The sequence below is a fragment of the Streptomyces coeruleorubidus genome (assembly GCF_008705135.1).
GTDB classification, from domain to species: domain Bacteria; phylum Actinomycetota; class Actinomycetes; order Streptomycetales; family Streptomycetaceae; genus Streptomyces; species Streptomyces coeruleofuscus.
Map to the genome: position 1 here is coordinate 5637048 of NZ_CP023694.1, position 25197 is coordinate 5662244.

Here is a 25197-nt window from a genome sequence, read left to right on the forward strand (position 1 = left end):
CGGCGTCCCGGCGACTGAGAACCCAGGAGAGAACACATGGCAGGGAAGAAGAAATCGAGGCCGGTCCTCTCCGGCCTCGTGGTGCTGGGGCTCGTCGCGACCTCCGGCTACCTCACCGTGGAGCTCCGCAAGCAGGAGGAGAAAGGCGTCCCGGAGATCACGAACGTCGGCGTGCTGGACGGCTCGGACCGGGCCGGCGGCGCGACGAAGACCCGCGACAAGGCCGGGGAGAGCTGGTCCCGGCTGGAGAACCCCGCCCGCTCCGTGCTGCGCGGGTCCGACGGCCAGGTCAAGGCGGTGTTCACCGACGGGGCGCGCACCGCGACCCTGACCGGACCGGCCCGCACCTTCACCGAGCCCTCGTCGACGAGCTCCAAGGTCTCCACGACGGACTGGGTCCGTCTCATGCCCGAGCCCTGGAAGAAGGGCGCGGACAAGGAGAAGTGGTTCAAGGACTGGTACGCCGAGTACGAGTCCAGCAAGGAGGACGACCTCCTGGCCATCTCCTTCCAGTACGTCGCGGGCGCCAAGCAGAAGAAGGACGAGCAGGGCACCGTCTACGCCGGTGACGCCAACTTCGGCCCCCTCAACGCGAACGGGGCGGAGGGCGGCGACCTGCGCCTGGAGCAGTCCGACTTCTACGACTACCTCGGCGTCCAGTACCCCTTCCGGGACGGCGTGATCGGCCAGCCGGAGACCGCGCGTGCCCGGTCGATCGACTGCTCGGGATACATGCGGATGGTGTTCGGCTACCGCGCCCGCTACCCGCTCATGTCCTCGGACGCGTCGGGCGACGGCCTGCCGCGCACCGCCAACGGCATGGCCCGCTCCAAGCAGGGTGCCGACATCCTGCCGCTCACCGGCATCTCGCCCAAGGACCGGCCCACCGGCATCGACCAGCTCCAGCCCGGGGACCTCGTCTTCTTCAAGCTCGACACCCGGACGAAGCAGCGCCTGGACCACGTCGGCATGGTGCTCGGCTACGACACCGAGGGCCACCTGCTCTTCGTCTCCAGCCGCGAGGAGGTCAACGGACCGACCATCGGCGACGTCGGCGGAGTGTCCCGGCTGGACGGCAACGGCTACTACGCCAAGACGCTGCGCAGCGCCAAGAGGCTGTGACCGGACGCGCGGCGGCGGCCGGTCACTCGTTGGCCGCCGCCAACGCCTGGGCCTGGCCGCGGCGGTGGATCTGACGGAACGTGTGCAGCTGGAGGTTGTCGCCCGTGGCGAACACCTCGGTGTCCTTCGTCGTCACGTCCTTGCCGCTGGTGAAGCCGGCGTTGGTGAAGTAGGCGTAGCGGCCGTAGGAGTTGCTGGTCGTGCGGCAGAACCCGGACTCGCAGAAGGCCTTCACGCCGCCGCCGGAGAGCGACTTGACGAAGCTCTTCTTGTTGGTCTGGCTCTTGGCCTTGGCGGCCTGCGCCTCCGTGTCGAAGACCGCCACGCCGACCGTCACCGCGATGCCGTCCGCGGAGTAGGTGACGCGTATCAGGCGCGTGCAGTCGTTCGCGGTGAGGATCTTCGGGAGCGTGCCGCCCGACGCCGAGGCGCAGTTCTCGGTGTCGGCCGTGGGGCCCTTCTTGTACGTCGTCTCACCCATGGTCAGCTGGGTGCCGGGGAAGAGGGTGTCCGGGCTGAGCGGAGCCTTGTCCTTCTTCGCGCTGGCGATGAAGTCCTTCGGGTCCAGCGGGGGCGGGGCGCTGGTCGGGGCGAACGACGGGGCCGAGGCGGACTCGCTCGGGATGCCGGCCGAGGGCACCTGGGAGGTCGGGCTGTTCGCCTGGTTGTCGCCGCCCGCCGAGACCACGGCCACGGCGACGGCAGCGCCGATCGCGACGGTGGCGAGCGCGCCGCCGCCGACCAGGAACAGCCGGCGTCGTTTGTTACGGGCCTCGGACGCCTCGGCGAGCGCGGCCCAGTCCGGAGACTGACCGCCCCCGCTGCTCCAGGGCTGCTGCGACTGCGGTTTCCATGGATCCCACTGGGACTGGGGTCCCCCCTGCCCAAAGCTCATGGGCCGCATCTTAGACGGGACATGGGGCGTGCTGGTCCGCCTGGTCGGGCCCTCGAACCCCTAGCGTTCCTCCCATGCGGACGGGCAAAGGCGACATCTTCGGGTGGTTGGGGCGACTGCTGCCGGCCGGGGTGCTGCTGGTGTGCCTGTGGTCCTGGCCGGTGGCCGCGGTCGGGGTGTGGCCGTCCGTCGTGGTCGGGGCGCTGCGGGCGCTGCGCCGTCCGCGCGGCGGCGGCTCCCTGCCGGGGTGGTGCGCCGCCGTGGCCGTCGATGTGCTGCTGTCGTCGGTGTTCCCGTACCTGCGGCCGGTGCGGCGCCGGACGCTGAGGAGGGCCGTTACCCTGTGTGCGGGCCTGTGCGTCTGCGTGGCGGATCGTCGGCGATGATCCCGCGTTTTGACCCCTGTGGTGAGCCCCGGTATTCTGCTCTTTCGTTGTGTATTGGCTTGCTCATTCTCACGGGACGGGCCCTTACACCGGTCCACCGGGCCGATGACCAGCGACCAGCACGCGGTTTGCGTCACCGCAGTGCGGTCAAGGCTGTCGTGATCGTTTCGGTGACCTGTTCAGGACCATTCACTCGAAGCGAAGGCTACGAACCGTGCGTACGTACAGCCCCAAGCCCGGCGATGTGACGCGCCAGTGGCACGTCATTGACGCTCAGGACGTTGTCCTGGGTCGTCTCGCCACCACCGCAGCGACCCTTCTCCGGGGCAAGCACAAGCCGATCTACGCGCCCCACGTCGACGCTGGTGACTTCGTCATCATCATCAACGCGGACAAGGTGCACCTGTCCGGCAACAAGCGCACCCAGAAGATGGCGTACCGCCACTCCGGCTACCCGGGTGGTCTGCGCTCCGTCCGTTACGACGAGCTGCTCGACAAGAACCCCGAGAAGGCCATCGAGAAGGCCGTCAAGGGCATGCTCCCCAAGAACACTCTGGGCCGTCAGATGCTCTCGAAGCTGAAGGTCTACAAGGGTGACCAGCACCCGCACGGCGCGCAGCAGCCGCAGCCGTACGAGATCACCCAGGTCGCGCAGTAAGTCCGGCCACCCCCTAAGACTGAAGAGAATCTGAGGAGAATCGTGGCCGAGACCACTGCCGAGCAGCCGCTCGAAGAGCTTGACATCGACAGCTACACCACCGAGTCCGAGGTCCCCGTCGAGGGTGAGTACACCTCGGAGTCCATGGCCTCCCGCTTCGGCGAGCCCCAGCCGGCCGCCGGCCTGGGCCGTCGCAAGAACGCCATCGCCCGCGTCCGGATCATCCCGGGCACCGGCAAGTGGAAGATCAACGGTCGCACCCTCGAGGACTACTTCCCGAACAAGGTGCACCAGCAGGAAGTCAACGAGCCCTTCAAGGTGCTCGAGCTCGAGGGCCGCTACGACGTCGTCGCCCGCATCGCCGGTGGCGGTGTCTCCGGTCAGGCCGGTGCGCTCCGTCTCGGTGTCGCCCGCGCGCTGAACGAGGCGGACGTCGACAACAACCGCGGCCCGCTGAAGAAGGCCGGCTTCCTCAAGCGCGACGACCGTGCGGTCGAGCGCAAGAAGGCCGGTCTGAAGAAGGCCCGCAAGGCCCCGCAGTACAGCAAGCGCTAATCGCGTCGCTGTCGTTGCGACTGTCTTCGCAACGTTGCGCCTGATTTCGCAACGATCGCCCCGGCGGCACGTTCTGTGCCGCCGGGGCGTTCCCGTACACAACCCCTGCGGACGTCGGACCGTCCCCGGGGATGTACTGGAGCCGCACTCTCTCGCAATTCGGAGGACACCACAGTGGGACGACTCTTCGGCACGGACGGCGTGCGCGGTGTCGCCAACGCGGACCTGACGGCGGAGATGGCCCTCGGCCTCTCCGTGGCCGCGGCGCACGTACTGGCCGAGGCGGGCACGTTCGAGGGGCACCGGCCGACCGCGGTGGTCGGGCGTGATCCGCGCGCGTCCGGGGAGTTCCTGGAGGCCGCCGTGGTCGCGGGCCTCGCCAGCGCCGGCGTGGACGTCCTGCGGGTCGGCGTGCTGCCGACCCCGGCGGTGGCGTACCTGACCGGAGAGCTCGGCGCCGACCTCGGCGTGATGCTCTCCGCGAGCCACAACGCCATGCCCGACAACGGCATCAAGTTCTTCGCCCGCGGCGGGCACAAGCTCGCCGACGAGCTGGAGGACCGGATCGAGTCCGTCTACGCGGAGCACCGCACCGGCGCCCCGTGGGACCGGCCGACCGGGGCCGGGGTGGGCCGCGTACGCGAGTACGAGGAGGGCTCCGACCGGTACGTCGCGCATCTGCTGCGTGCCCTGCCGCATCGGCTCGACGGGCTGAAGGTCGTCCTCGACGAGGCGCACGGCGCCGCCGCCCGGGTCTCGCCCGAGGTGTTCCAGCGGGCCGGCGCCGAGGTCGTCACGATCGGCGCCGAGCCGGACGGGCTCAACATCAACGACGGCTGCGGATCCACGCACCTGGACAAGATCAAGGCCGCCGTCGTCGAGCACGGGGCCGACCTGGGCATCGCGCACGACGGGGACGCCGATCGGTGCCTCGCCGTGGACCACACCGGCGAGGAGGTGGACGGCGACCAGATCCTGGCCGTGCTCGCTCTGGCGATGCGCGAGGCCGCCACGCTGCGGTCCGAGACGGTCGTGGCGACGGTGATGTCCAACCTCGGCTTCAAGCTCGCCATGGAGCGTGAGGGCATCCGGCTCGTGCAGACCGCCGTGGGCGACCGCTACGTGCTGGAGGAGATGAAGGAGCACGGGTTCGCCCTCGGGGGCGAGCAGTCCGGGCACGTGATCATCCTCGACCACGCGACGACGGGCGACGGCACGCTGACCGGGCTGCTGCTGGCGGCGCGGGTCGCGCAGAGCGGGCGTCCGTTGCGGGAGCTGGCGTCCGTGATGGAGCGGCTGCCGCAGGTGCTGATCAATGTGCCGGATGTCGACAAGTCCCGGGTGACGACGTCGGCCGAGCTGTCCGCGGCGGTCGCCGACGCGGAGCGGGAGCTGGGCGCTACCGGGCGGGTGCTGTTGCGGTCCTCGGGGACCGAGCCGTTGGTGCGGGTGATGGTGGAGGCGGCTGATATCGAGCAGGCTCGGTCTGTGGCCGGGCGGTTGGCTGATGTAGTGAAGTCCGCGCTCGGTTAGGGAGCGGGCTGGGGGTGGGGGGTTCTGTTGTTGGCGGGCCGCGGGTGGTGTGTGGCTTGTCGCGCAGTTCCCCGCGCCCCTTAAGGCTTACCGACCTGCCGGCGCTGTGTGGACCAGAGCCATTTCTGTACCAGCAGGGTCAGCGTGCCGGCGACGATGATGCCCAGCAGGTTCAGCAGGAGTTGTTCCGTGGAACCCCAGGTCTGGTTCATGTCGCCGTAGCTGAGGGCTACGGCGGCGTTCGCGGCTGCCGGGATCGTGGTCACCGAGATGGCCACGCCCACCAGGGCGCCCGACTTGGCGGAGGTCAGGGAGAGCGTGCCGGCGATGCCGGCCAGGACCGCCACGACGAACGAGAACCAGTCGGGGGCGTAGATGAAGCCCGTGTTGGGGCGGTCCGCCATCAGTTGCCGCTCGCTGAACAGGTCGACCGCGTCCATGAAGAGGCTGAAGCCGACCGTCACCGCCATCGCCACAGCGAAGCCCACCAGGAGGGCGACCAGCGAGCGCAGGGCCAGGCGTGCTTTGCTGCGGACGATCGCGGTGCAGAGGCCGGCGAGCGGGCCGAACTCCGGGCCCACCGCCATGGCGCCCACGATCAGGATCGCGTTGTCCAGGACGACACCGCAGGCCGCGATCATCGTGGCGAGGGTGATGAACGCGAGGTACGTGGCGGAGAGGGTCGACTCCTCGTGCGTCGCGTCGGTCAGATGCTCCCACAGGACCGCGTCCGCGCCCTCGCCGGGTGCGTCGGCCTCGGCCTGGTCGGCCCGCTCGGACAGCGACAGGTCGATGGCCTCGACGGCGATGGAGCCGCTGGTGTCGATGCCGAGCTTCCGCAGGCCGGTGAGCAGTTCGTCGCCCGCCTCGCGCGCCACGTCGCACATCACGACGTCCCCGGCGGGGTCGCGGGCGGCGTCCGGCAGCACGACGAGGTGCGTGGTGCCGACCGTCTTGTCGATCAGCCGCACTACGTCGTCGGTCTTCTCGGACGGCGTGATCAGGCGCAAGTGGAGCATGACGGCTATCTAACCGGTCTTTGCCCTGGACGTCACAGCTTGCGCAGGCTGAGGCGCTGCACCTTGTGGTCCGGGCCCTTGCGCAGGACGAGGGTGGCGCGGCCGCGGGTGGGGGCGATGTTCTCGACCAGGTTGGGCCGGTTGATCGTGCGCCACATCGTCCGCGCGTAGTCGAGGGCTTCCTCCTCCGAGACCTGGGTGTACTTGCGGAAGTACGAGGACGGGTTCTGGAACGCGGTCGCGCGCAGCTTGCGGAAGCGGTTGAGGTACCAGTGCTCGATGTCCTCGACGCGGGCGTCGACATAGACGCTGAAGTCGAAGTAGTCGGCGAGGCCGACCCGGGTGCGGCCGTCCTTGCCGGGGAGGGCGGGCTGGAGGACGTTCAGGCCCTCGACGATCAGGATGTCGGGGCGGCGGACCGTGAGCTTCTTGTCGGGGACGATGTCGTAGATCAGGTGGGAGTAGACGGGTGCCGTGACCTCGTCCTTGCCGGCCTTGATGTCGGCGACGAAGCGGGTCAGCGCGCGGCGGTCGTAGGACTCGGGGAATCCCTTCCGCGACATCAGGCCGCGGGCCTGGAGCTCCTTGGTGGGCAGCAGGAAGCCGTCGGTGGTGACCAGTTCGACGCGCGGGTGTTCCGGCCAGCGTGAGAGCAGGGCCTGGAGGAGCCGGGCGACCGTCGACTTGCCCACGGCGACCGACCCGGCGACTCCTATGACGAACGGGGTGCCGGACTGGGAGCCCTGCTCGCCGAGGAAGGTGTTGAGCGCTCCTCTGAGGCCGTCCGTGGCACCGACGTAGAGGTTGAGGAGTCTGGAGAGCGGGAGGTAGATGTCCCGGACCTCGTCGAGGTCGATGACATCGCCGAGACCGCGCAGTTTCTCGACCTCCTCGGCCGTCAGCGGCAGCGGCGTCTTGTCACGCAACGCGCTCCACTCGGCTCGGGTGAGGTCGACGTAGGGAGTCGCCTCCGGCCGCTGCCGGTGGGCGCTCCGGGGTATCGAGGAGACCGGAGAGATCACAGTCCATTGTTACGGGCGTACGAACGGACCGTGAGGTGGGATCCGTCACGCAGGGTCCTTAGGTCGTCCTATTTGGGAGAAAACCGGCCAAGGGGAGGAATGTCAGTGGCGTGCGTCACAGTTGTGGGAAGGGTGGGCCCAGGCCGGGGTCCAGGAACGCCGAGGGGTGACCCATGACGTATGCGATAGAGGCGGAAGGTCTGGTCAAACGGTTCAAGGAGACCGAGGCGCTGGCCGGTGTCGATCTGGCGGCCCGCAAGGGCACGGTGCTCGGGCTGCTGGGCCCCAACGGTGCGGGCAAGACGACCGCGGTGCGGATCTTCGCGACGCTGCTGCGCCCGGACGGGGGCACGGCCCGGGTGGCCGGCCACGACGTGGTCCGGGAGGCCGGGGTCGTGCGGGCCATGGTCGGGCTGACCGGGCAGTACGCGGCGGTCGACGAGAACCTGACCGGCACGGAGAATCTGCTGCTCATCGGCCGGCTGCTGGGCCTGCCGAGGCGGGAGGCGAAGGCGCGGGCGGGGGAGCTGCTGGAGCGCTTTCAGCTGACGCACGCGGCCGGCCGGGCCGCGAAGACGTTCTCGGGAGGCATGCGCCGGCGCCTGGACCTCGCGGCAAGCCTGGTGGGGCGGCCCCGCATCCTCTTCCTCGACGAGCCGACCACGGGCCTCGACCCGCACAGCCGCGGTGAGCTGTGGGACATGCTGCGCGGCCTGGTCGCGGACGGTGCGACCGCCCTGCTGACCACGCAGTATCTGAACGAGGCCGATGTGCTCGCCGACGACATCGTGGTGATCGACAAGGGCCGGGTGATCGCCGAGGGCACGCCGGACCGGCTGAAGGCCCAGGTCGGCGGCCAGGTGCTGGAGCTCCGGCCGATCCTCGGGCAGGACCTCACGCGGGCGCACGCGCTGGTGGCCGGGGCCGCCGGGCCGGAAGCCCGGATCGAGGGCGAGATGATCACCGCGCCGGTGAAGGACCCCGAGCTGATGCCGGCCGTCGTGCGTGCCCTGGACCGGGAGGGGATCGCGGTGGGCGAGCTGGCCCTGCGCCGTTCCTCGCTCGACGAGGTCTTCCTCGCCCTGACCGGCCACCGCGCCGAACCGGGCGAGCCCGAGCAGAACGGCGGCGCGGCCGTCCAGGAGGACGACGAGCTGGAGAAGGCGGTGAGCCGGTCATGACCGCCACCACCATCACCGCGCCCGTCACCGCGTCGGGCCGCGTGCCGCCCCTCGCCGGAGTGCGGCAGACCTTCACGATGGCCTGGCGGAGCCTGGTCGCCGTCAAGCACAACCCGCTCGAACTGGTCGACTACAGCATCACGCCGATCATGTTCGTGTTCCTGTTCACCTACGTGCTGGGCGGGCAGATGGCCGGATCGCCCGACGCGTATCTGAAGTACGCGCTGCCCGGGATCATCGTGCAGAACACCCTGTTCATGACGATGTACACGGCGATGGCGCTCAACACCGACCTCACCAAAGGTGTCTTCGACCGGCTGCGCAGCCTGCCCATCGCGCGCTCGGCCCCGCTGATCGGGCGGATCACGGCCGACCTCGCGAAGCACGTGTGGGCGATGCTGCTGATGATCGGCCTCGGACTGGCGCTCGGCTTCCGCGTCACCGGCGGGTTCGACGGGTTCCTCCTCGGCGTGCTGCTGGTGGTGGTGTTCGCCGCGGCCGTGTCGTGGTGCGCGGTACTGATCGGGATGCTGGCCGGTGACGCGGAGAAGGTGCAGGCGTTCGCCTTCACCCTCATCTTCCCGATCACCTTCACCAGCAGCGCCTTCGTCGTCGTCGACACCATGCCGGGCTGGCTCCAGGCGTGGAGCGACGTCAACCCGGTCACGCACCTGTCCGACGCCTTCCGCGGGCTGCTGCTCGGCGGGGCGGTGGCGGAGCCGGTGCTGTGGTCGTTGGTGTGGGCGGCGGGGATCGCGCTCGTGTTCTATCCGCTGGCGATGAGGGCCTATCGGGCGAAGGCGTGAGATCGAGGGGTCAGGCCTTCGTACCCCGGTGGGAATTTCCGATTCCGGGCACGCTACGGCCGGTTCGGCGCGGTCATGGACCCTAAGCTGCCGCCCATGTGTGGAATCGTGGGATACGTGGGACCGCAGTCGGCGCTCGAGGTCGTGATGGCCGGGCTGAAGCGGCTGGAGTACCGGGGGTACGACTCGGCGGGCGTCGCCGTGCTGGCCGACGGCGGGCTGGCGGCGGCCAAGAAGGCCGGCAAGCTCCTCAACCTGGAGAAGGAACTGGACGGCAAACCACTGCCGACAGGTACGACGGGCATCGGACACACCCGGTGGGCCACACACGGCGGACCGACGGACTCCAATGCCCACCCGCACATCGACAACGCGGGCCGGGTCGCGGTGGTGCACAACGGCATCATCGAGAACTTCGCCCTGCTGCGGTTCGAATTGGAGGAACGGGGGCACGAGCTGGCCTCCGAGACCGACACCGAGGTCGTGGCGCACCTGCTCGCCGAGGAGTTCTCGTCGTGCGCGGACCTCGCCGAGGCGATGCGGCTGGTGTGCCGGCGGCTGGAAGGCGCCTTCACGCTGGTCGCGGTGCACGCCGACGAGCCGGACGTGGTGGTGGGCGCGCGGCGCAACTCGCCGCTGGTGGTGGGCGTCGGAGAGGGCGAGGCCTTTCTCGCCTCGGACGTCGCCGCGTTCATCGCCCACACCCGGTCGGCGATCGAGCTGGGCCAGGACCAGGTGGTGGAGCTGCGCCGGGACGGCGTGACGGTGACGGGCTTCGACGGCCGCCCGGCCGACGTCCGCTCGTACCACGTCGACTGGGACGCGTCGGCCGCGGAGAAGGGGGGCTACGACTACTTCATGCTCAAGGAGATCGCCGAGCAGCCCAAGGCGGTCGCCGACACGCTGCTGGGCCGTATCGACGGCTCCGGTTCGATGACCCTGGACGAGGTGCGGATCCCCGCGGGGGTGCTGCGGGAGATCGACAAGGTCGTCATCGTCGCGTGCGGTACGGCCTTCCACGCCGGGATGATCGCCAAGTACGCCATCGAGCACTGGACGCGCCTGCCGTGCGAGGTGGAACTGGCCAGTGAGTTCCGGTACCGGGACCCGATCCTGGACGCGCAGACCCTCGTCATCGCCATCTCCCAGTCCGGCGAGACCATGGACACGCTCATGGCGCTGCGGCACGCCCGCGAGCAGGGCTCCAAGGTGCTGGCGATCTGCAACACCAACGGCTCGACGATCCCGCGCGAGTCGGACGCGGTGCTGTACACGCACGCCGGTCCCGAGGTGGCCGTCGCCTCCACCAAGGCGTTCCTGACGCAGCTCGTCGCCTGCTATCTGGTCGCCCTGTACCTGGGCCAGGTGCGGGGCACCAAGTGGGGTGACGAGATCCGGGCGGTGATCCGCGACCTGTCCTCGATCTCCGGCGCGGTGGAGCAGGTCCTGGGCACGATGGAGCCGGTGCGGGAGCTGGCGCGCACGCTCGCCTCGAAGAACACGGTGCTGTTCCTCGGCCGGCACGTGGGGTATCCGGTGGCGCTGGAGGGCGCGCTGAAGCTCAAGGAGCTGGCCTACATGCACGCCGAGGGGTTCGCGGCGGGGGAGCTGAAGCACGGGCCGATCGCCTTGATCGAGGAGGATCTGCCGGTGGTCGTCGTGGTGCCGTCGCCGCGCGGGCGGTCCGTGCTGCACGACAAGATCGTGTCCAACATCCAGGAGATCCGGGCGCGGGGCGCGCGGACGATCGTCATCGCGGAGGAGGGGGACGAGGCGGTGGTGCCGTACGCGGACCACTTGATCCGGGTACCGGTCACGCCCACGCTGCTCCAGCCGCTCGTGGCCACAGTGCCGCTCCAGGTGTTCGCGTGTGAGCTGGCGACGGCTCGCGGGAACGAGGTGGACCAGCCCCGGAACCTGGCGAAGTCGGTGACGGTGGAGTAGCGGAGCGACGGAGAGGGGCGAACGGCCGGTCGCCGTTCGCCCCTGTGCGGCTGGTGACTACCAGTTGATGCAGGTCTTCGGGACCCAGCCGTTCACCTTGTCGCCGCCGTAGTACCACATGTTGCTCTTCTTGCCGCAGGCCTTGTACGAGCCGCCCTTGTAGGCCTTGCCGTCGTTGCAGATCCCGCCGCGCTTGCCCTTGCCCCAGATGCCGAGGGCGGTGGCGCTCGTCTTCGGCGAGGTGCGGACCTTGACGGTCTCCTTGGCCTTGACGTTGACGATCGCCTTGCTGCAGTCCTTCGGCGGGGCCGCGGCGGCGGTGCCGGCGGTCGCGACGGTGCCGGTGAGGGCCGTTGCGAAGAGAGCTATCGAAGTGGCCGCGGTCCCCAGCGACTTGAACTTCATGGTGGTGCGTCCTCCCGTTGTGTGCGATGCAGTTTGCACATCGCGGTCATCGCGAACTGTACAAGGGGGAGGGGGAGTTCACGTTCAGGGGTTCAGCAGGGGAAGTTCCAGGGCGGCGGCGGCTTGGGGCTGTAGGGGAGCTTGGTCCAGCCGTCGGGGGTCACGTGGTAGAAGTCCCCGTTGTCGCCGTCCATCCGCGAGCTGCCGTTCACGTGCACGATGTCCGCGTGGAGGCGGTAGTGGAAGCCGCCCATCATGCCGACCACGCGGAAGAAGATCCGCACGTCCAGACCCTCCGTCAGGGGGGACAGCGGTGGCAGGAGGTGCTCGATCTCGTCGAAGCAGCTGCCGGTGCGCTCCCGCAGCATCGCGTGGAAGTGGCGCTCCAACGCGTCGGCGGGGGCGGGTAGTTGCCGCACCGCGACCGGCTCCAGCAGTTCCAGCAGATGCGTGTGACCCCGTTCCCGCGCGATGTCCACCGGGCGCCGTCCGTCCCGGGTGCGCTGCGTGCGCCAGGCGCCGTGCGCGATCAGCCGGGAGACGACCGCGACCGTGGCGCCGTGCCAGGCGGCCTGGTGCAGCGGGGCGAACCCGCTGCGGTTCCCGGGGCGGGCGAGATTGACCCGCTCGGGATTCTTCACCAGCTCCCCGAACAGGCCGTCCCAGTCGGCGTCCCGGGCCAGGTCCGAGAACCGGTCCCGCTCCTTCAGGTACCAGTCCCCGTAGCGCTCGCGGTCGGTGACGCCGTCCCATTCCATGCCGATCATGCTAGGGGGTGTCCGCAAAGTCCCGCCTGCCTCGCGGCGTCCGGCACGCCCTCTCGCCGCCGTCGAGGCCGAAGGCGGCGGAGTCTCGCCGTAGGGTGCTGCGCATGAGCATCATCGGGGTCGGGATCGACGTCGCCGAGATCGATCGGTTCGCGGCGTCGCTGGAGCGTACGCCCGCGTTGGCCGGGCGGCTGTTCGTGGAGCGGGAGTTGTTGCTGCCCAGCGGGGAGCGCCGGGGGGTCGCCTCCCTGGCTGCCCGGTTCGCTGCCAAGGAGGCCCTGGCCAAGGCGCTCGGGGCTCCGCCCGGGCTGTTGTGGACCGATGCCGAGGTGTGTGTCGAGGACAGTGGGCAGCCCTGGCTGCGGGTGACCGGGACCGTGGCGGCGCGGGCCGCCGAGCTGGGGGTGCGGTCCTGGCATCTGTCCCTGAGCCATGACGCGGGTGTCGCCTCGGCCGTTGTGATCGCTGAGGGGTGACGGGTGGCGCGGGGACTCGACAGTAGCGCGTCGGAGGGCTTGGCATGACCACGGTGGAGGGCGTCGAACCTCGCGGTACGCAGCACTGCGAGACGTCGGCTCTGGGCGTGCTGCTGCGGCACCAGGGACTCGATCTGTCCGAGCCCATGCTCTTCGGTCTCGGGTCCGGGCTGTCCTTCATCTACTGGGACAGCAAGAACATGGACTTTCCCTTCCTCGGCGGGCGGGTCAAGCCCTTCGAGCTCACCAGGAACCTGGCCGCCAGGCTGGGGCTGGAGCTCGCGGTCCAGGAGACCGGCTCGGCCCGTAAGGGATGGGAGAACGTTGCGAGCGCCATCGACGCCGGCCGTCCCGTAGGGCTCCAGCTCGACAGCTACCACCTGGACTACTTCACCTCGAAGGTGCACTTCGGCGGTCACGTCGTCGCCCTGTACGGCTACGACGAGCACGACGCCCACCTGGTGGACACCGACCAGCAGGGCGGAGCGGTGACCACGAGCCTGAGCGGCCTCGCCCGGGCCAGGGCCGCGCGCGGACCGATGACCGCCAGGCACCGGTCCTTCACGCTCACCGCCGCCGGGAAGGTGCCCTCCCTGGAGAGCCGGATCGTTCCGGCCGTCACCGAATGCGCCGACGCCTTCCTCGACCCGCCCATCGCCAATCTCGGCCACCGAGGCATCGAGAAGGCCGGGAAGCTCGTACCCGGCTGGCTCCGGCGCACCGACGCCCCCCGGCGGGACCTGCCGCAGGCCGCCCTGCTGATGGAGAAGGCCGGCACCGGCGGTGCTCTGTTCCGCAACCTCTACCGCGACTTCCTCGCCGAATGCGCCCAGCTCCTCGACAGCGGTCACCTGCGCACCGGCCACAGGCTGTACTCGGAAGCGGCCGGCTTGTGGACGGACGTCGCGGCGCTCATCACGGACGCCGGTGAGTCGGGCGATGAGCAGTACCTCGGACGGGCAGGCACCGTCCTGCGCGACATCGCGCGCATCGAACGCGAAGCCATGGAGGCGCTGAGCCGCCTGCGCGGTGAAGCCCCCGCCGGGTGAGGGCGAGGGCTTCGCGGGCGGGCGTCAGCAGATGGTCTGGCTGCTGTTCACCCGCGTGATGTTGCGGAATGTCGTGTTCTCGCCGCAGGGGCTCTCCCTGATGGCCGAGTTGGTGACCGTCAGGTTCTGGATGGTGATGTCCTTGTTGTTCGGGAACTCCGAGCGGGCGGCCAGGCGCAGTTCGCCGCCGCCCGAGATCGTGCCGCTCTGGGCCGCGAGGTTGACGTTGTAGCAGTTCTCGATCAGAACCGAGTTGTTGCCGGTGTTGGAGATCGTCACCTTGTTGATCGTCGCCCCGCCGCTCTCCGACACGCAGAACACCCCGCGTCCGCCGCCGCGCGCGATGACCTCGCCGACCCGGATGTTGGTCGGGTAGCCGCTGCCGACCCGGCCGTTGCGGTTGGCCATGCGGAAGGCCGCGTAGCCGGTGCCCGTGCCCGCGTTCTCCGCGTCCACCTTGGTGACGTTGGCGTTGATGGTCTGGTTGAGCAGCAGGCCGGACTCGCCGACGTTGCGGGCGGTGACCGTGCCGATGGTGATGCCGTCGACGCCGTAGGTCTCGACGGCGTGGCTGGACGCGCCGGAGACGTAGACGTTGTCGATGCGGACGTTGCGCGTCCACTGGCTGGTGTCGCCGCGGTTGTCGATGCGGATGCCCAGGCCGCGGGAGAGGCGCATGTCTATCTGGCCGAGCACGACGTTCTGGACGTTGCGCAGGAAGATGCCGTAGAGCGGGGTGCCGGTGAGCTTGAGGTTCTGGACCTCGACGTCGCGGGTGCCGCGGGAGTAGACCGGCGCCTGGTCGCCGGAGCCGCTGCCGGTGACGTTGATGGTGCCGCAGACGTCGAGGACGGTGTAGCTCGGGAGCGAGATGCGTGAGCCCGCCGAGATCGAGCCCGAGCCGCGGACCACGACCCGCTCCTTCGAGGTGCGGCCCGACGTGAGGCTGTTGACGGCCGCCTGGACGGCGGCGCGCATGTCGGTGCCGGTGTAGACGGTGCTGCCGCCGCGCCGGGCGGTCCAGTTGCCGCCGTTCTGCACGGCCTCGGCCTGGAAGGAGCCGTCTCCGCAGGCAGCCGCTCGCGTGGGGGCTGCGGTGGCGGGGGCGGTCAGGGTGCCGGCGGCGGTGAGGACGGCGGTGGCACCGGCGGCGGCGAGGAATGCGGCTCTGCGTCCCATGGTGGCCTCGGTTTCGTCGAATGTGGGGGGTGTGAAAGCGCTTTCTGCGCGGCCGGTGAGTCTGGCAAAGGGCAGGCAAAGCGTCAATGGATGCGACACGGTCCGCAGTTGCGCGAGATACGGGGGAGTGGCCGGGCGGTCCTACGGGAAACTCGACCGCATGCGTAGTGCGTACAGCGTGGACACGGTCAGGACCGCCGAACGGGAGCTGATGGCGCGGCTGCCGGAGGGGGCGCTGATGCAACGCGCCGCCGCCGGACTCGCCGCGGCCTGCGCCGACCTGCTGGGGCGGGTGTACGGGAGCAGGGTCGTGCTGTTGGTCGGGAGCGGGGACAACGGGGGTGACGCGCTGTACGCCGGGGCCCGGCTGGCCCGGCGCGGGGCCGGTGTGACGGCGGTGCTGCTCGCGCCGGAGCGGGCTCACGCCGGGGGACTCGCGGCGCTGCGGCGGGCCGGGGGGCGGGTCGTGGTCGCCGGTGGGGCCGGAGGTGCCGACGGGGGCGCGCAGGGCGTCGAGGAGCTGGTCGAGCGGGCGGATCTCGTCGTCGACGGGATCGTCGGGATCGGTGGGAAGGGCGGGCTGCGGCCGGACGCGGTGCCGCTGGCCGCCGCCGCCGAGCGGTCGCGGGGCGCCGTGGTCGCCGTCGATCTGCCGAGCGGGGTCGACGCCGACACCGGGGAGGTGCGCGGCGTCGCGGTCCGGGCCGATCTGACGGTGACGTTCGGAACGCACAAGCCCGGGCTGCTGATCGATCCGGCCCGGGAGTACGCGGGGTCGGTGCGGCTGGTGGACATCGGTCTCGAGCTGCCGGCCGAGCCGGAGCTGGAGGCGTTGCAGCACGCGGACGTGGCGCGGTTGCTGCCGCTGCCGCGGGCCGAGAGCGACAAGTACCGGCGGGGTGTCGTGGGCATCGCCGCCGGGTCCGCGCGCTATCCCGGGGCCGCCGTGCTCGCCGTCGCCGGGGCGCTGCGGGGCGGGGCCGGGGCCGTGCGGTACGTCGGGCCGGCCGGTGACGCCGTCCTCACACGGTTCCCCGAGACGCTCGTGTCGGACCAGGGGCCGAAGCACGCGGGGCGGGTGCAGGCGTGGGTCGTCGGGCCGGGGGCCGGAGACGACGCGGCGACGGTCGGGGAGGTGCTGGCGGCGGACGTCCCGGTGCTGGTCGACGCGGACGGGCTGCGATTGGCCGAGGCGGGGATCGTACGGGCACGGCGGGCGCCGACCCTGATGACGCCGCATGCCGGGGAGGCGGCGGCGCTGCTCGGGGTCGACCGGGCGGAGGTCGAAGGCGGACGGCTGGCGGCGGCGCGGGAGCTGGCGGGGCGATACGGGGCGACCGTGCTGCTGAAGGGGTCCACGACGTTGGTCGCCGACTCGGGGGGCGGTGCGGTGCGGGTCAATCCGACGGGGACGTCCTGGCTGGCCACGGCGGGGAGCGGGGACGTGCTGTCGGGGCTGGCGGGGTCGTTGCTGGCGGCGGGGCTTTCCGCGGTGGACGCGGGGAGTGTGGGGGCGTATGTGCACGGGCTGGCCGGGAGGCTGGCGGCGGACGGGGCGCCGGTGGGGGCGCATGACGTGGCGGCGGCTGTTCCTGAGGCCTGGCGGAATGTTCTGGGGTGAGTGAGACGGATGTGCGGGTGGCTGGGGGCCCGCATCCGGGGGCTGCCGCCCCCGGGCCCCCGCTTCCCGCCTGGACGGCCTCGTCCTCGAGCGCCGGACGGGCTGAGAGTGGCTGAGCGCCGTTGGCGGGTGCGGGTGGCTGGGGGGGGGTCCCGCATCCGGAGGCTGCCGTCCCCGGGCCCCCGCTTCGGCCTGGACGGCCTCGTCCTCAAGCGCCGGACGGGCTGAGAGGCCTGAGCGCCGTTGTCAGGTGCGGGCTGTCCGGGGGACCCGGCCGCGCGGCAACTCCGGGCCGCCCCGGCAGCCCGTTTCTCTGCTCGCATGACCAGCAGACGTACCGCCGGGCGCGCCCTCGCCCTCCTGCTCGCCGCTGTGACCGCGCTGCCCGCCGGTGTCGCCGGTGCCGCTCCCGTACCGCCCGCCCCGGGGCCCCTGGGCGAGCTGGTCCCGGGCGTCGCTCCGGGGCCCGCGTAGCCCTGGTCCGTCGACACGCCCGACCAGGCGCTGCCGCCGGTGGTGTACACGCCGTCGGCCGCGGAGGAGGCCGTCGAGCCGCGCAGGGCGGTGGAGGGGACGTACGCGCTCGTCGAGTACGTGCCGTTGGGGGAGGCGGTCGCGCGGGTGAGCTGTACCGGGAAGACCGGGCCGTATCAGCGGCAGGTCGAGCGGTGGCTGGGGCTGAGGGTGGACGGGAGACAGTCGGCGGCCGACTGCCGGGCCGTCCGGGCGTTCCAGGTGAGTCAGGGGATCAAACCGGCCATCGGGTTCGCCGGGCCCGTGACATGGGCCCGGATGCAGTACCTGTCGGCGCGCCGGAACCCCAATGCCGCCGGTCGGTGCCCGGTGCGGAGCCACCCCGTGGCGTGTGTGGATCTCAGCCGGCAGCTGACCTGGGTGCAGAAGGGGCGCAAAGTCGTGTTCGGGGCCGTCCCGATCCGCAGCGGGCGGGCCGGGTACCGGACCCGGGCCGGGTGGCACAGGGTCTACTGGCGGTACAAGAACCACTGGTCGACGCTGTACAACACGCCCATGCCGTACTCCCAGTTCTTCAGCGGCGGGCAGGCCTTCCACGGTGTCTACGGCAGTCTCAACACCACCGTCGGCTCCATGGGCTGCGTCAATCTCTCCGTCCCCGACGCGCGGAGGCTGTGGAGCGTGCTGAAGAAGGGTGACCGCGTGTTCGTGTGGGGGCGCAGGCCCGGGACGTAGCAGCCCCCGGCGGGGCCGCCGCCTCGGGCGTGTCGGGCCCCTCTGAGACACTGGGCGCGATGAGCGAGAGAACAGCCCCGCGGACCGCGCCCCTGCGCGCCCGCGCGGAGATCGACCTGGCCGCCCTGCGGGCCAATGTGCGGGCGCTGCGTGCCCACGCGCCGGGCGCGGCCCTGATGGCCGTCGTGAAGTCCGAGGCGTACGGCCACGGGGCTGTGCCGTGTGCCCGCGCGGCCGTCGCCGCCGGGGCGGACTGGCTGGGCACGGCGACGCCCGAGGAGGCCCTCGCCCTGCGGGCCGCCGGGCTGCCGGGCCGCATCATGTGCTGGCTGTGGACGCCGGGCGGGCCCTGGCGCGAGGCGATCGAGGCGGACCTCGACGTGTCCGTCAGCGGGATGTGGGCCCTGGCCGAGGTCACCGAGGCGGCCCGGCTCGCCGGGCGGCCCGCCCGGGTGCAGCTCAAGGCCGACACGGGGCTCGGGCGGGGCGGCTGCCAGCCCGGGGACGACTGGGCCGGGCTGGTCCGGGAGGCGCTGCGCGCCGAGGCCGAGGGGCTCCTGCGCGTCACGGGGCTCTGGTCGCACTTCGCCTGTGCCGACGAACCCGGCCATCCCTCCATCGCCGCCCAGCTCGGCCGCTTCCGGGAGATGGTCGCGTACGCCGAGGAGCAGGGCGCCCGCCCCGAGGTCCGGCACATCGCCAACTCGCCGGCCACGCTCACGCTCCCCGAGAGCCACTTCGACCTGGTCCGCACCGGCATCGCCACCTACGGCATCTCGCCCAGCCCCGAGCTCGGCACCCCGGCCGACTTCGGACTGCGCCCGGTGATGACGCTGTCCGCCTCACTCGCCCTGGTCAAGCACGTGCCGGGCGGGCACGGCGTCAGCTACGGCCACCGGTACGTGACGTCCGGTGAGACCACCCTCGGCCTCGTCCCGCTGGGCTACGCCGACGGCATCCCGCGGCACGCCTCCTCGGCCGGGCCCGTCCTGGTCGAGGGCAAGTGGCGCACGATCGCGGGGCGGGTCGCCATGGACCAGTTCGTGGTCGACCTGGGCGGCGACGAGCCCGCGCCGGGCGCCGAGGCGGTCCTCTTCGGGCCCGGCGATCGCGGCGAGCCCACCGCCGAGGACTGGGCCCAGGCGGCCGGAACCATCGCCTACGAGATCGTGACCCGGATCGGAACGCGCGTTCCTCGCGTCTATGTGAATGAGGAACAGGACGGGTAACTCGCACAGAGGACCGGTCACGCGAAGAACAACGGGCACCCTGGCAACACAAGCACCAGTACCAGGCACCCTGACCAGCACCATGAGCATCCACAGAAGCACCCCGGCGAAGAGGAGCGGTACGTGAGCGAGAGCAGCGCGGAGGTCGTCGCGAACGCCGCCACCGCGGCCGTCGCGGCCTCCGCCGCGGGGGCGGCGGGAGGCTGGCGCCGGGCGACCGGCATCGCCGGCGTCGCGATAGGCGTGGTGGCCGCGGGCGCGGCCGCCGGTGTCGCCCTGGAGCGGATGACGGTCGGCCGGGGCATGCGCCAGAAGGCCCGGCTCGCCCTCGACTCCGCGGGACCCTACGGCTCGCTGCGCGGCATGCCCGGCAAGGCGTTCGCGGACGACGGCACGGAGCTGTACTACGAGGTCGACGACCTCGACCCGGAGGCCGCCCCCGCCGCCCTCGGCCCGCGCCGCCGCCGGCTCTTCGGCCGCAAGGCCCCCGCCCCCGTCACCGTCGTCTTCAGCCACGGCTACTGCCTCAACCAGGACTCCTGGCACTTCCAGCGGGCGGCGCTCAGAGGCGTCGTACGGACCGTCCACTGGGACCAGCGCAGCCACGGCCGGTCCGGGCGGGGCGTGGCCCAGGGGCGGGACGAGCCGATCACCATCGAGCAGCTCGGCCGCGACCTCAAGGCCGTCATCGACGCGGCCGCGCCCGAGGGGCCGATAGTGCTGGTCGGGCACTCGATGGGCGGCATGACGGTGATGGCGCTGGCCGACCAGTACCCCGAGCTGGTCCGGGAGCGGGTCGTCGGGGTGGCCTTCGTGGGGACGTCGTCGGGGCGGCTCGGCGAGGTCAACTACGGGCTTCCGGTGGCCGGCGTCAACGCGGTGCGGCGGGTGCTGCCCGGCGTGCTGAAGGCGATGGGGCAGCGGGCCGACCTGGTGGAGAAGGGGCGCCGGGCGACCGCGGACCTGTTCGCCGGGATCATCAAGCGGTACTCCTTCGCCTCCCGGGACGTCGACCCGGCCATCGCCCGGTTCGCCGAGCGGATGATCGAGAGCACGCCCATCGACGTGGTCGCCGAGTACTACCCGGCGTTCAACGACCACGACAAGACCGAGGCGCTCGCCCACTTCGCCGACATGCCGGTCCTCGTCCTGGCCGGGGTGCAGGATCTGGTCACGCCGAGTGAGCACAGCGAGGCGATCGCCGATCTGCTGCCGGAGGCCGAGCTGGTGCTGGTGCCGGACGCCGGGCACCTGGTGATGCTGGAACACCCGGAAGTGGTCACCGACCGCCTCGCCGACCTGCTCACCCGCACGGGTGCCGTGCCCGCAGGAGCTACCGTGAAGGGTTATGGAAGCACCAGCAGCACCGCACAACCCGGCTGAGTCCGGATCCGTCCAGATCGTCGTCACGTCCCCCGAGCAGATGCGGGAGCTGGGCCGCCGGCTCGCGAAACTGCTGCGCGCGGGTGACCTGGTGATGCTCAGCGGAGAGCTCGGGGCGGGCAAGACGACACTGACGCGTGGGCTGGGCGAGGGGCTCGGCGTGCGCGGGGCCGTCACCTCGCCGACGTTCGTGATCGCCCGGGTGCATCCCTCGCTGGGCGACGGGCCGCCGCTGCTCCATGTCGACGCGTACCGGCTGTCCGGCGGTCTTGACGAGATGGAGGACCTCGATCTCGACGTCTCGCTGCCCGAGTCCGTGGTCGTCGTGGAGTGGGGCGAGGGCAAGGTGGAGGAGCTGACCGAGGACCGGCTCCAGGTGGTCATCCACCGCGCGGTGGGCGACACGACCGACGAGGTCCGGCACATGACGATCACCGGTGTGGGGGAACGCTGGGCTTCGGCGGACCTGAGCGTGCTCGCGGCGTAGCTCCCGCCGCGTGGTGTTTTGATGAACGTTCCGACAAGGCGTCGGCAAAATGTTGCGTTCGGCGTCTTGTGCGTGGTCACATGGTATCCAGTCCGTAGTTAGGTGTACCTAACTACGTCCGCCCCGCCTTCGGGAGGCGTCCATGTCGGCTACAGAGAGCAAGGGGCAGCCGCTGCCGTTCGCGGTCGCCGGGGTGTCCATGCGGGACCTGCTGGCGGCGGGCGAGGCGGCGGCACTGATCTCCACGCCACCGCGGGCTCCCGAGCCGGAGCGCACTGAGCCACTGGCGGACCACCGCGAAGCGGCCTAGCGGCCGGCCATGGCCCGGTGGCCCGGCGGCCCGGCGGCCGATCAGGGCCTCGCGGCCTTGCGGCCTTGCGGCCTTGCGGCCTTGCGGCCTTGCGGCCTTGCGGCCTTGCGGCCTTGCGGCCTTGCGGGCTGCGGCTTAGCGGACGGTCACGAACTGGGGCCTGGCGGCCCAGTGGCTTAGCGGACGATCACGGCCCAGCGGCCCAGCGGCCTGGCGCTCTTGCGCCTTGGCGGGCCACCGTGGAGCGGCCTAGCGGCCGACCATGACCTTGCGGCCCGGTGGCCCGGCGGCCTAGCGATCGAATGGCCTTGCGGCCTTGCAGTCCGGCGGCCCAGTGGCCCAGCGGACGATCACGACCTGGGACCTCGCAGCCCGGTGGCCTGGCGGCCCAATGGCCTGGCGGACGATCACGGTCTTGCGGCCCAGTGGCCCGGCGCCCTTGCGTCCTGGCGGGCCACCGTGGAGCGGCCTAGCGGCCGACCATGACCGTGCGGCCCGGTGGCCCGGCGGCCCGGGGCCGACCATGGCATTGAGGTCTTGCGGGCTACGGCTGAGCGGACGATCACGGCCTTGCGGCCTAGCAGTCCGGCATCCCAGTCGCCCAGGGGACGATCACGACCGGGGCCTAGCAGTCCGGCCGCCTTGCAGTTCGGCGGCCTGGTGGCCCGGTGGCACCGCGGGCTTGCGCCCTGGCGGAGCACTGCGGAGCGGTGTCGTGGCCTAGCGGACGACCACGACCTTGCGGCCGATCGTCGCGAAGGTCCACATCGCCTCGCCGTCCTCGCGTGACTCGCGGATGCCGCCCGTGCGTACGTTCGGGGCCGGTGCGGCGGTCGGGTCGGTGACGGCCGCGCTGAAGCCGATGACCACGCCGTCCACGCTGGTGAAACGTACGACGTGCTCGATGGGGACGCCGTCGGAGCCGGTGATGGCGTTCGAGCGGGACGTGACCAAGTAGTTTCCCGGGGCGGGGTCCACCGCGCTCGGGTGGACCCCGAACGTACGGGTGACCGTCTCGTCCTCGCCGACCAGCCACACCCGGTCGCCGCCCAGGGAGTACACGACCCGTGCGCCCATGCCGGAATCGCCGGGCAGTGCGGCGGGGTCCTTCCTGGCCCGGGGCGGCGCCTTCGAGACGCCCGCCGCCGGTGCGGCGCCCGCCTGTGACCTGCCCAGACCGGCCGGGAGGGTCTGCGACGCCTGGTGGGCGAGGTAGCCGACCGTCGCGAGGGCCGCGGCGGTGAGCCCGGCCACGATCCCCGAGCTGCTGAGTGCCACCGGCTCCCACCTCCGTGTCGTACGTCCCTGTCGCGCACGGTGCGTATGCCGCGCCGTGACGGTAGGTGACGGTAGCAGCAGGTGACGGCCCGCCAGGTACGTCCGACACGGGCCCCGGGGAGCCGTAGGCTGTTTGCGTGCTCTTGCTCGCTCTGGATACCGCCACACCCGCCGTCACCGTCGCGCTGCACGACGGCCGGGACGTCATCGCCTCGTCGAGTCAGGTGGACGCGCGCCGGCACGGGGAACTGCTGCTGCCCGCGATCGACCGGGTGCTCGCCGGGGCCGGTCTGAAGCTCGACGCCGTCACCGGGATCGTCGCCGGCATCGGTCCGGGCCCGTACACCGGGCTGCGCGTCGGACTGATGACCGCCGAGACCTTCGGGCTCGCGCTCGGCGTCCCCGTGCACGGCGTGTGCACGCTGGACGGCCTCGCCTACGCCGCCGACCTGGAGGGCCCGTTCGTCGTGGCGACCGACGCCCGCCGCAAGGAGGTGTACTGGGCGCGCTACGCCGACTCCCGCACCCGCGTCACCGACCCGGCCGTCGACCGGCCCGCCGACATCGCCGAGCAGGTCGCGGGGTTGCCCGCGGTCGGCGCGGGCGCGCTGCTGTACCCGGACACCTTCCCCCAGGCGCACGAGCCCGAGCACGTGTCCGCCGCCGCGCTAGCCAGGCTGGCCGCGGAGAGGCTGGCGGCGGGTGAGGAATTCCCCGCGCCCCGGCCGCTGTACCTGCGCCGCCCCGACGCCCAGGTCCCCAAGAACTACAAGGTGGTCACGCCCAAGTGACCGAGTCCGAGACGTGTGTGCTGCGCGAGATGCGCTGGTGGGACATCGACCCCGTGCTGGAGCTGGAGCGTGCCCTGTTCCCCGACGACGCCTGGTCGCGGGGCATGTTCTGGTCCGAGCTGGCCCATGCGCGCGGGCCGGAGGCGAGCCGGAAGTACCTCGTGGCCGAGGAGGGGGAGCGGATCGTCGGGTACGCCGGTGTCGCCTCCTCCGGCGAGCAGGCCGACATCCAGACCATCGCCGTCACCCGGGAGTACTGGGGGACGGGGCTGGGCGGCCGGCTCCTCACCGAACTGCTGCGGGCCGCGACCGCCTTCGAGTGCGCCGAAGTGATGCTGGAGTGCCGGGTGGACAACATCCGCGCGCAGAAGCTGTACGAGCGCTTCGGCTTCGAGGCCATCGGCTTCAGGCGCGGCTACTACCAGCCGGGGAACGTGGACGCCCTGGTGATGCGACTGACCACGAAACCCGACAGCGGCTCCGCCGCGGGTTCGGCTCCCGTACAAGGAACCCAGATCAATGACTGACTCACGCGACGAGCCTCTCGTTCTCGGCATCGAGACCTCCTGCGACGAGACCGGCGTCGGCATCGTCCGCGGCACCACCCTGCTCGCCGACGCCGTCGCCTCCAGCGTCGACGAGCACGCCCGCTTCGGCGGTGTCGTGCCCGAGGTCGCCTCCCGGGCGCACCTGGAGGCGATGGTCCCGACCATCGACCGCGCGCTGAAGGATGCGGGAGTCAGCGCCCGCGACCTCGACGGCATCGCCGTCACCGCCGGCCCCGGCCTCGCCGGTGCCCTGCTGGTCGGCGTCTCGGCGGCGAAGGCGTACGCGTACGCCCTCGGCAAGCCCCTGTACGGCGTCAACCACCTCGCCTCGCACATCTGCGTCGACCAGCTGGAGCACGGCGCGCTGCCCGAGCCGACCATGGCCCTGCTGGTGTCGGGCGGCCACTCCTCGCTGCTGCTGTCCTCGGACATCACCTCCGACGTCCGCCCGATGGGCGCGACCATCGACGACGCGGCCGGTGAGGCCTTCGACAAGATCGCCCGCGTGCTGAACCTGGGCTTCCCGGGCGGCCCGGTCATCGACCGGTACGCACGCGAGGGCGACCCGGGCGCGATCGCCTTCCCGCGCGGGCTGACCGGTCCGCGTGACCCGGCCTACGACTTCTCCTTCTCCGGGCTGAAGACGGCCGTGGCGCGCTGGATCGAGGCCAAGCGGGCGGCGGGGGAGGAGGTCCCGGTGCGGGACGTGGCGGCCTCCTTCCAGGAGGCGGTCGTGGACGTGCTGACCCGCAAGGCCGTCCGGGCCTGCAAGGACGAGGGCGTCGACCACCTGATGATCGGCGGCGGTGTGGCCGCCAACTCCCGGCTGCGCGCCCTGGCGCAGGAGCGCTGCGAGGCGGCCGGGATCCGGCTGCGGGTGCCGCGGCCCAAGCTGTGCACGGACAACGGCGCGATGGTCGCCGCGCTCGGCGCCGAGATGGTGGCCCGGAACCGGCCCGCGTCGAGCTGGGACCTGCCGGCGGACTCCTCGCTGCCGGTGACGGAGCCGCACGTGCCGGGCCACCGGCACGACCACGACCATGTGCACGAGATCAGCAAGGAGAACCTCTACTCGTGACGGTCGCCATGATGTGGGAGGCACGGGCGGTGCCCGGCCGGGGCGAGGACCTGCTGGCCTGGGCCCGGGCGCAGGAGCTGCCCCGCGCACCCCTGCGCCGGGAGACCCTGCGCGCTCCCCAGGACCGGGTCCTCGTCATCACCTGGTGGGACGCCCCCTACGACGCCGAGCTGCCAGAACTGCCGGAGCCGGAGGGGGAGTTGGTCACACGGGCCGTGCACCGGTGGCGGTTCGAGTCGGTCGGCGGCGCCTGACTCCGGGCCGGC

General features: G+C 71.5%; 28 protein-coding genes. 21 read left to right on the forward strand and 7 right to left on the reverse strand.

What is annotated here, in order from left to right:
• The first annotated feature begins 36 nt into the window (after window positions 1-36).
• Window positions 37-1122, forward strand: coding sequence for an NlpC/P60 family protein (locus tag CP976_RS26195; protein ID WP_150482529.1), 1086 nt, complete (start codon window positions 37-39; stop codon window positions 1120-1122).
• A gap of 22 nt (window positions 1123-1144) precedes the next feature.
• Here the strand turns inward: CP976_RS26195 and CP976_RS26200 are convergent, their stop codons facing one another.
• Entirely contained in the window at window positions 1145-2017 is an 873-nt protein-coding gene (locus tag CP976_RS26200; protein ID WP_150482530.1) for a hypothetical protein, read from the reverse strand.
• 74 nt (window positions 2018-2091) lie between these two features.
• Between CP976_RS26200 and CP976_RS26205 the strand changes: the two genes are divergently transcribed.
• From CP976_RS26205 to glmM, 4 genes are all read left to right on the forward strand, one after another.
• Window positions 2092-2403, forward strand: coding sequence for a hypothetical protein (locus CP976_RS26205; RefSeq protein ID WP_150482531.1), 312 nt, complete (start codon window positions 2092-2094; stop codon window positions 2401-2403).
• 214 nt (window positions 2404-2617) lie between these two features.
• A complete protein-coding gene (rplM, locus tag CP976_RS26210) occupies window positions 2618-3061 on the forward strand; it encodes a 50S ribosomal protein L13 (protein ID WP_010036634.1) in 444 nt (147 codons plus the stop codon).
• A gap of 42 nt (window positions 3062-3103) precedes the next feature.
• On the forward strand, window positions 3104-3616 hold the full coding sequence (rpsI, locus tag CP976_RS26215; protein ID WP_059424859.1) for a 30S ribosomal protein S9: 513 nt from the start codon (window positions 3104-3106) through the stop codon (window positions 3614-3616).
• 174 nt (window positions 3617-3790) lie between these two features.
• The gene (gene glmM, locus CP976_RS26220; protein WP_150482532.1) at window positions 3791-5149 is read left to right on the forward strand and encodes a phosphoglucosamine mutase; all 1359 of its coding nucleotides are present in this window, start codon (window positions 3791-3793) and stop codon (window positions 5147-5149) included.
• Window positions 5150-5229: 80 nt separating this feature from the next.
• Here glmM and CP976_RS26225 read toward each other — a convergent pair whose 3' ends face one another.
• On the reverse strand, window positions 5230-6168 hold the full coding sequence (locus CP976_RS26225; RefSeq protein ID WP_150482533.1) for a DUF389 domain-containing protein: 939 nt from the start codon (window positions 6166-6168) through the stop codon (window positions 5230-5232).
• Between the two features lie 32 nt (window positions 6169-6200).
• Window positions 6201-7190, reverse strand: coding sequence for a type I pantothenate kinase (gene coaA / locus CP976_RS26230; protein WP_150482534.1), 990 nt, complete (start codon window positions 7188-7190; stop codon window positions 6201-6203).
• A 173-nt stretch (window positions 7191-7363) separates the two neighbouring features.
• Here coaA and CP976_RS26235 point away from each other — a divergent pair, with 173 nt between their 5' ends.
• The 3 genes from CP976_RS26235 to glmS all read left to right on the forward strand — a co-directional run bounded on the left by CP976_RS26235 (window position 7364) and on the right by glmS (window position 11121).
• Window positions 7364-8371, forward strand: coding sequence for an ATP-binding cassette domain-containing protein (locus tag CP976_RS26235; RefSeq protein WP_150482535.1), 1008 nt, complete (start codon window positions 7364-7366; stop codon window positions 8369-8371).
• Window positions 8368-9177, forward strand: a complete 810-nt coding sequence (locus CP976_RS26240; protein ID WP_150482536.1) for an ABC transporter permease — start codon at window positions 8368-8370, stop codon at window positions 9175-9177. Before CP976_RS26235 ends, CP976_RS26240 begins: the two co-directional genes overlap by 4 nt.
• Before the next feature lie 96 nt (window positions 9178-9273).
• The gene (gene glmS / locus CP976_RS26245; protein ID WP_150482537.1) at window positions 9274-11121 is read left to right on the forward strand and encodes a glutamine--fructose-6-phosphate transaminase (isomerizing); all 1848 of its coding nucleotides are present in this window, start codon (window positions 9274-9276) and stop codon (window positions 11119-11121) included.
• Window positions 11122-11178: 57 nt separating this feature from the next.
• Here the strand turns inward: glmS and CP976_RS26250 are convergent, their stop codons facing one another.
• Together CP976_RS26250 and CP976_RS26255 are read right to left on the reverse strand one after the other, a co-directional pair.
• Window positions 11179-11526: a hypothetical protein gene (locus CP976_RS26250; RefSeq protein WP_150482538.1), complete on the reverse strand. Its 348-nt coding sequence runs from the start codon at window positions 11524-11526 to the stop codon at window positions 11179-11181.
• Between the two features lie 92 nt (window positions 11527-11618).
• On the reverse strand, window positions 11619-12293 hold the full coding sequence (locus tag CP976_RS26255) for an ankyrin repeat domain-containing protein (RefSeq protein WP_150482539.1): 675 nt from the start codon (window positions 12291-12293) through the stop codon (window positions 11619-11621).
• 104 nt (window positions 12294-12397) lie between these two features.
• On the opposite strand from CP976_RS26255, the gene CP976_RS26260 reads away from it, so the two are divergent.
• Complete coding sequence (locus CP976_RS26260) at window positions 12398-12769, forward strand: holo-ACP synthase (RefSeq protein WP_150482540.1); 372 nt, start codon at window positions 12398-12400, stop codon at window positions 12767-12769.
• 44 nt (window positions 12770-12813) lie between these two features.
• A complete protein-coding gene (locus CP976_RS26265) occupies window positions 12814-13818 on the forward strand; it encodes a BtrH N-terminal domain-containing protein (RefSeq protein ID WP_150482541.1) in 1005 nt (334 codons plus the stop codon).
• Between the two features lie 24 nt (window positions 13819-13842).
• Here CP976_RS26265 and CP976_RS26270 read toward each other — a convergent pair whose 3' ends face one another.
• Window positions 13843-14997, reverse strand: coding sequence for a hypothetical protein (locus tag CP976_RS26270; protein WP_150482542.1), 1155 nt, complete (start codon window positions 14995-14997; stop codon window positions 13843-13845).
• A 160-nt stretch (window positions 14998-15157) separates the two neighbouring features.
• Between CP976_RS26270 and CP976_RS26275 the strand changes: the two genes are divergently transcribed.
• From CP976_RS26275 to CP976_RS43010, 7 genes are all read left to right on the forward strand, one after another.
• The gene (locus tag CP976_RS26275) at window positions 15158-16618 is read left to right on the forward strand and encodes an NAD(P)H-hydrate dehydratase (protein ID WP_150482543.1); all 1461 of its coding nucleotides are present in this window, start codon (window positions 15158-15160) and stop codon (window positions 16616-16618) included.
• A gap of 321 nt (window positions 16619-16939) precedes the next feature.
• Window positions 16940-17092, forward strand: a complete 153-nt coding sequence (locus CP976_RS44515) for a hypothetical protein (protein WP_308430011.1) — start codon at window positions 16940-16942, stop codon at window positions 17090-17092.
• Between the two features lie 39 nt (window positions 17093-17131).
• Entirely contained in the window at window positions 17132-17827 is a 696-nt protein-coding gene (locus CP976_RS26280; protein ID WP_308430012.1) for a L,D-transpeptidase family protein, read from the forward strand.
• Between the two features lie 59 nt (window positions 17828-17886).
• Window positions 17887-19056, forward strand: a complete 1170-nt coding sequence (alr, locus tag CP976_RS26285; RefSeq protein WP_150482544.1) for an alanine racemase — start codon at window positions 17887-17889, stop codon at window positions 19054-19056.
• A 123-nt stretch (window positions 19057-19179) separates the two neighbouring features.
• Window positions 19180-20439: an alpha/beta fold hydrolase gene (locus CP976_RS26290; RefSeq protein ID WP_150482545.1), complete on the forward strand. Its 1260-nt coding sequence runs from the start codon at window positions 19180-19182 to the stop codon at window positions 20437-20439.
• Window positions 20405-20926 (forward strand): tRNA (adenosine(37)-N6)-threonylcarbamoyltransferase complex ATPase subunit type 1 TsaE, encoded by a 522-nt coding sequence (gene tsaE, locus CP976_RS26295; protein ID WP_150482546.1) that lies wholly within the window; start codon window positions 20405-20407, stop codon window positions 20924-20926. The genes CP976_RS26290 and tsaE overlap by 35 nt, the downstream gene beginning before the upstream one ends.
• Window positions 20927-21068: 142 nt before the next feature.
• Complete coding sequence (locus tag CP976_RS43010; RefSeq protein WP_167537420.1) at window positions 21069-21236, forward strand: hypothetical protein; 168 nt, start codon at window positions 21069-21071, stop codon at window positions 21234-21236.
• 720 nt (window positions 21237-21956) lie between these two features.
• Here CP976_RS43010 and CP976_RS26300 read toward each other — a convergent pair.
• Window positions 21957-22514, reverse strand: coding sequence for a hypothetical protein (locus CP976_RS26300; RefSeq protein WP_150482547.1), 558 nt, complete (start codon window positions 22512-22514; stop codon window positions 21957-21959).
• Between the two features lie 137 nt (window positions 22515-22651).
• Here CP976_RS26300 and tsaB point away from each other — a divergent pair, with 137 nt between their 5' ends.
• From tsaB to CP976_RS26320, 4 genes are read left to right on the forward strand one after another with little or no spacing between them, the layout of a single operon-like run.
• A complete protein-coding gene (gene tsaB / locus CP976_RS26305; protein ID WP_150482548.1) occupies window positions 22652-23305 on the forward strand; it encodes a tRNA (adenosine(37)-N6)-threonylcarbamoyltransferase complex dimerization subunit type 1 TsaB in 654 nt (217 codons plus the stop codon).
• Window positions 23302-23832, forward strand: coding sequence for a ribosomal protein S18-alanine N-acetyltransferase (rimI, locus tag CP976_RS26310; protein WP_373304867.1), 531 nt, complete (start codon window positions 23302-23304; stop codon window positions 23830-23832). Before tsaB ends, rimI begins: the two co-directional genes overlap by 4 nt.
• Complete coding sequence (gene tsaD, locus CP976_RS26315; protein ID WP_150482549.1) at window positions 23825-24931, forward strand: tRNA (adenosine(37)-N6)-threonylcarbamoyltransferase complex transferase subunit TsaD; 1107 nt, start codon at window positions 23825-23827, stop codon at window positions 24929-24931. Before rimI ends, tsaD begins: the two co-directional genes overlap by 8 nt.
• Entirely contained in the window at window positions 24928-25185 is a 258-nt protein-coding gene (locus CP976_RS26320) for a hypothetical protein (protein ID WP_150482550.1), read from the forward strand. Before tsaD ends, CP976_RS26320 begins: the two co-directional genes overlap by 4 nt.
• The last annotated feature ends 12 nt before the right edge of the window (window positions 25186-25197 follow it).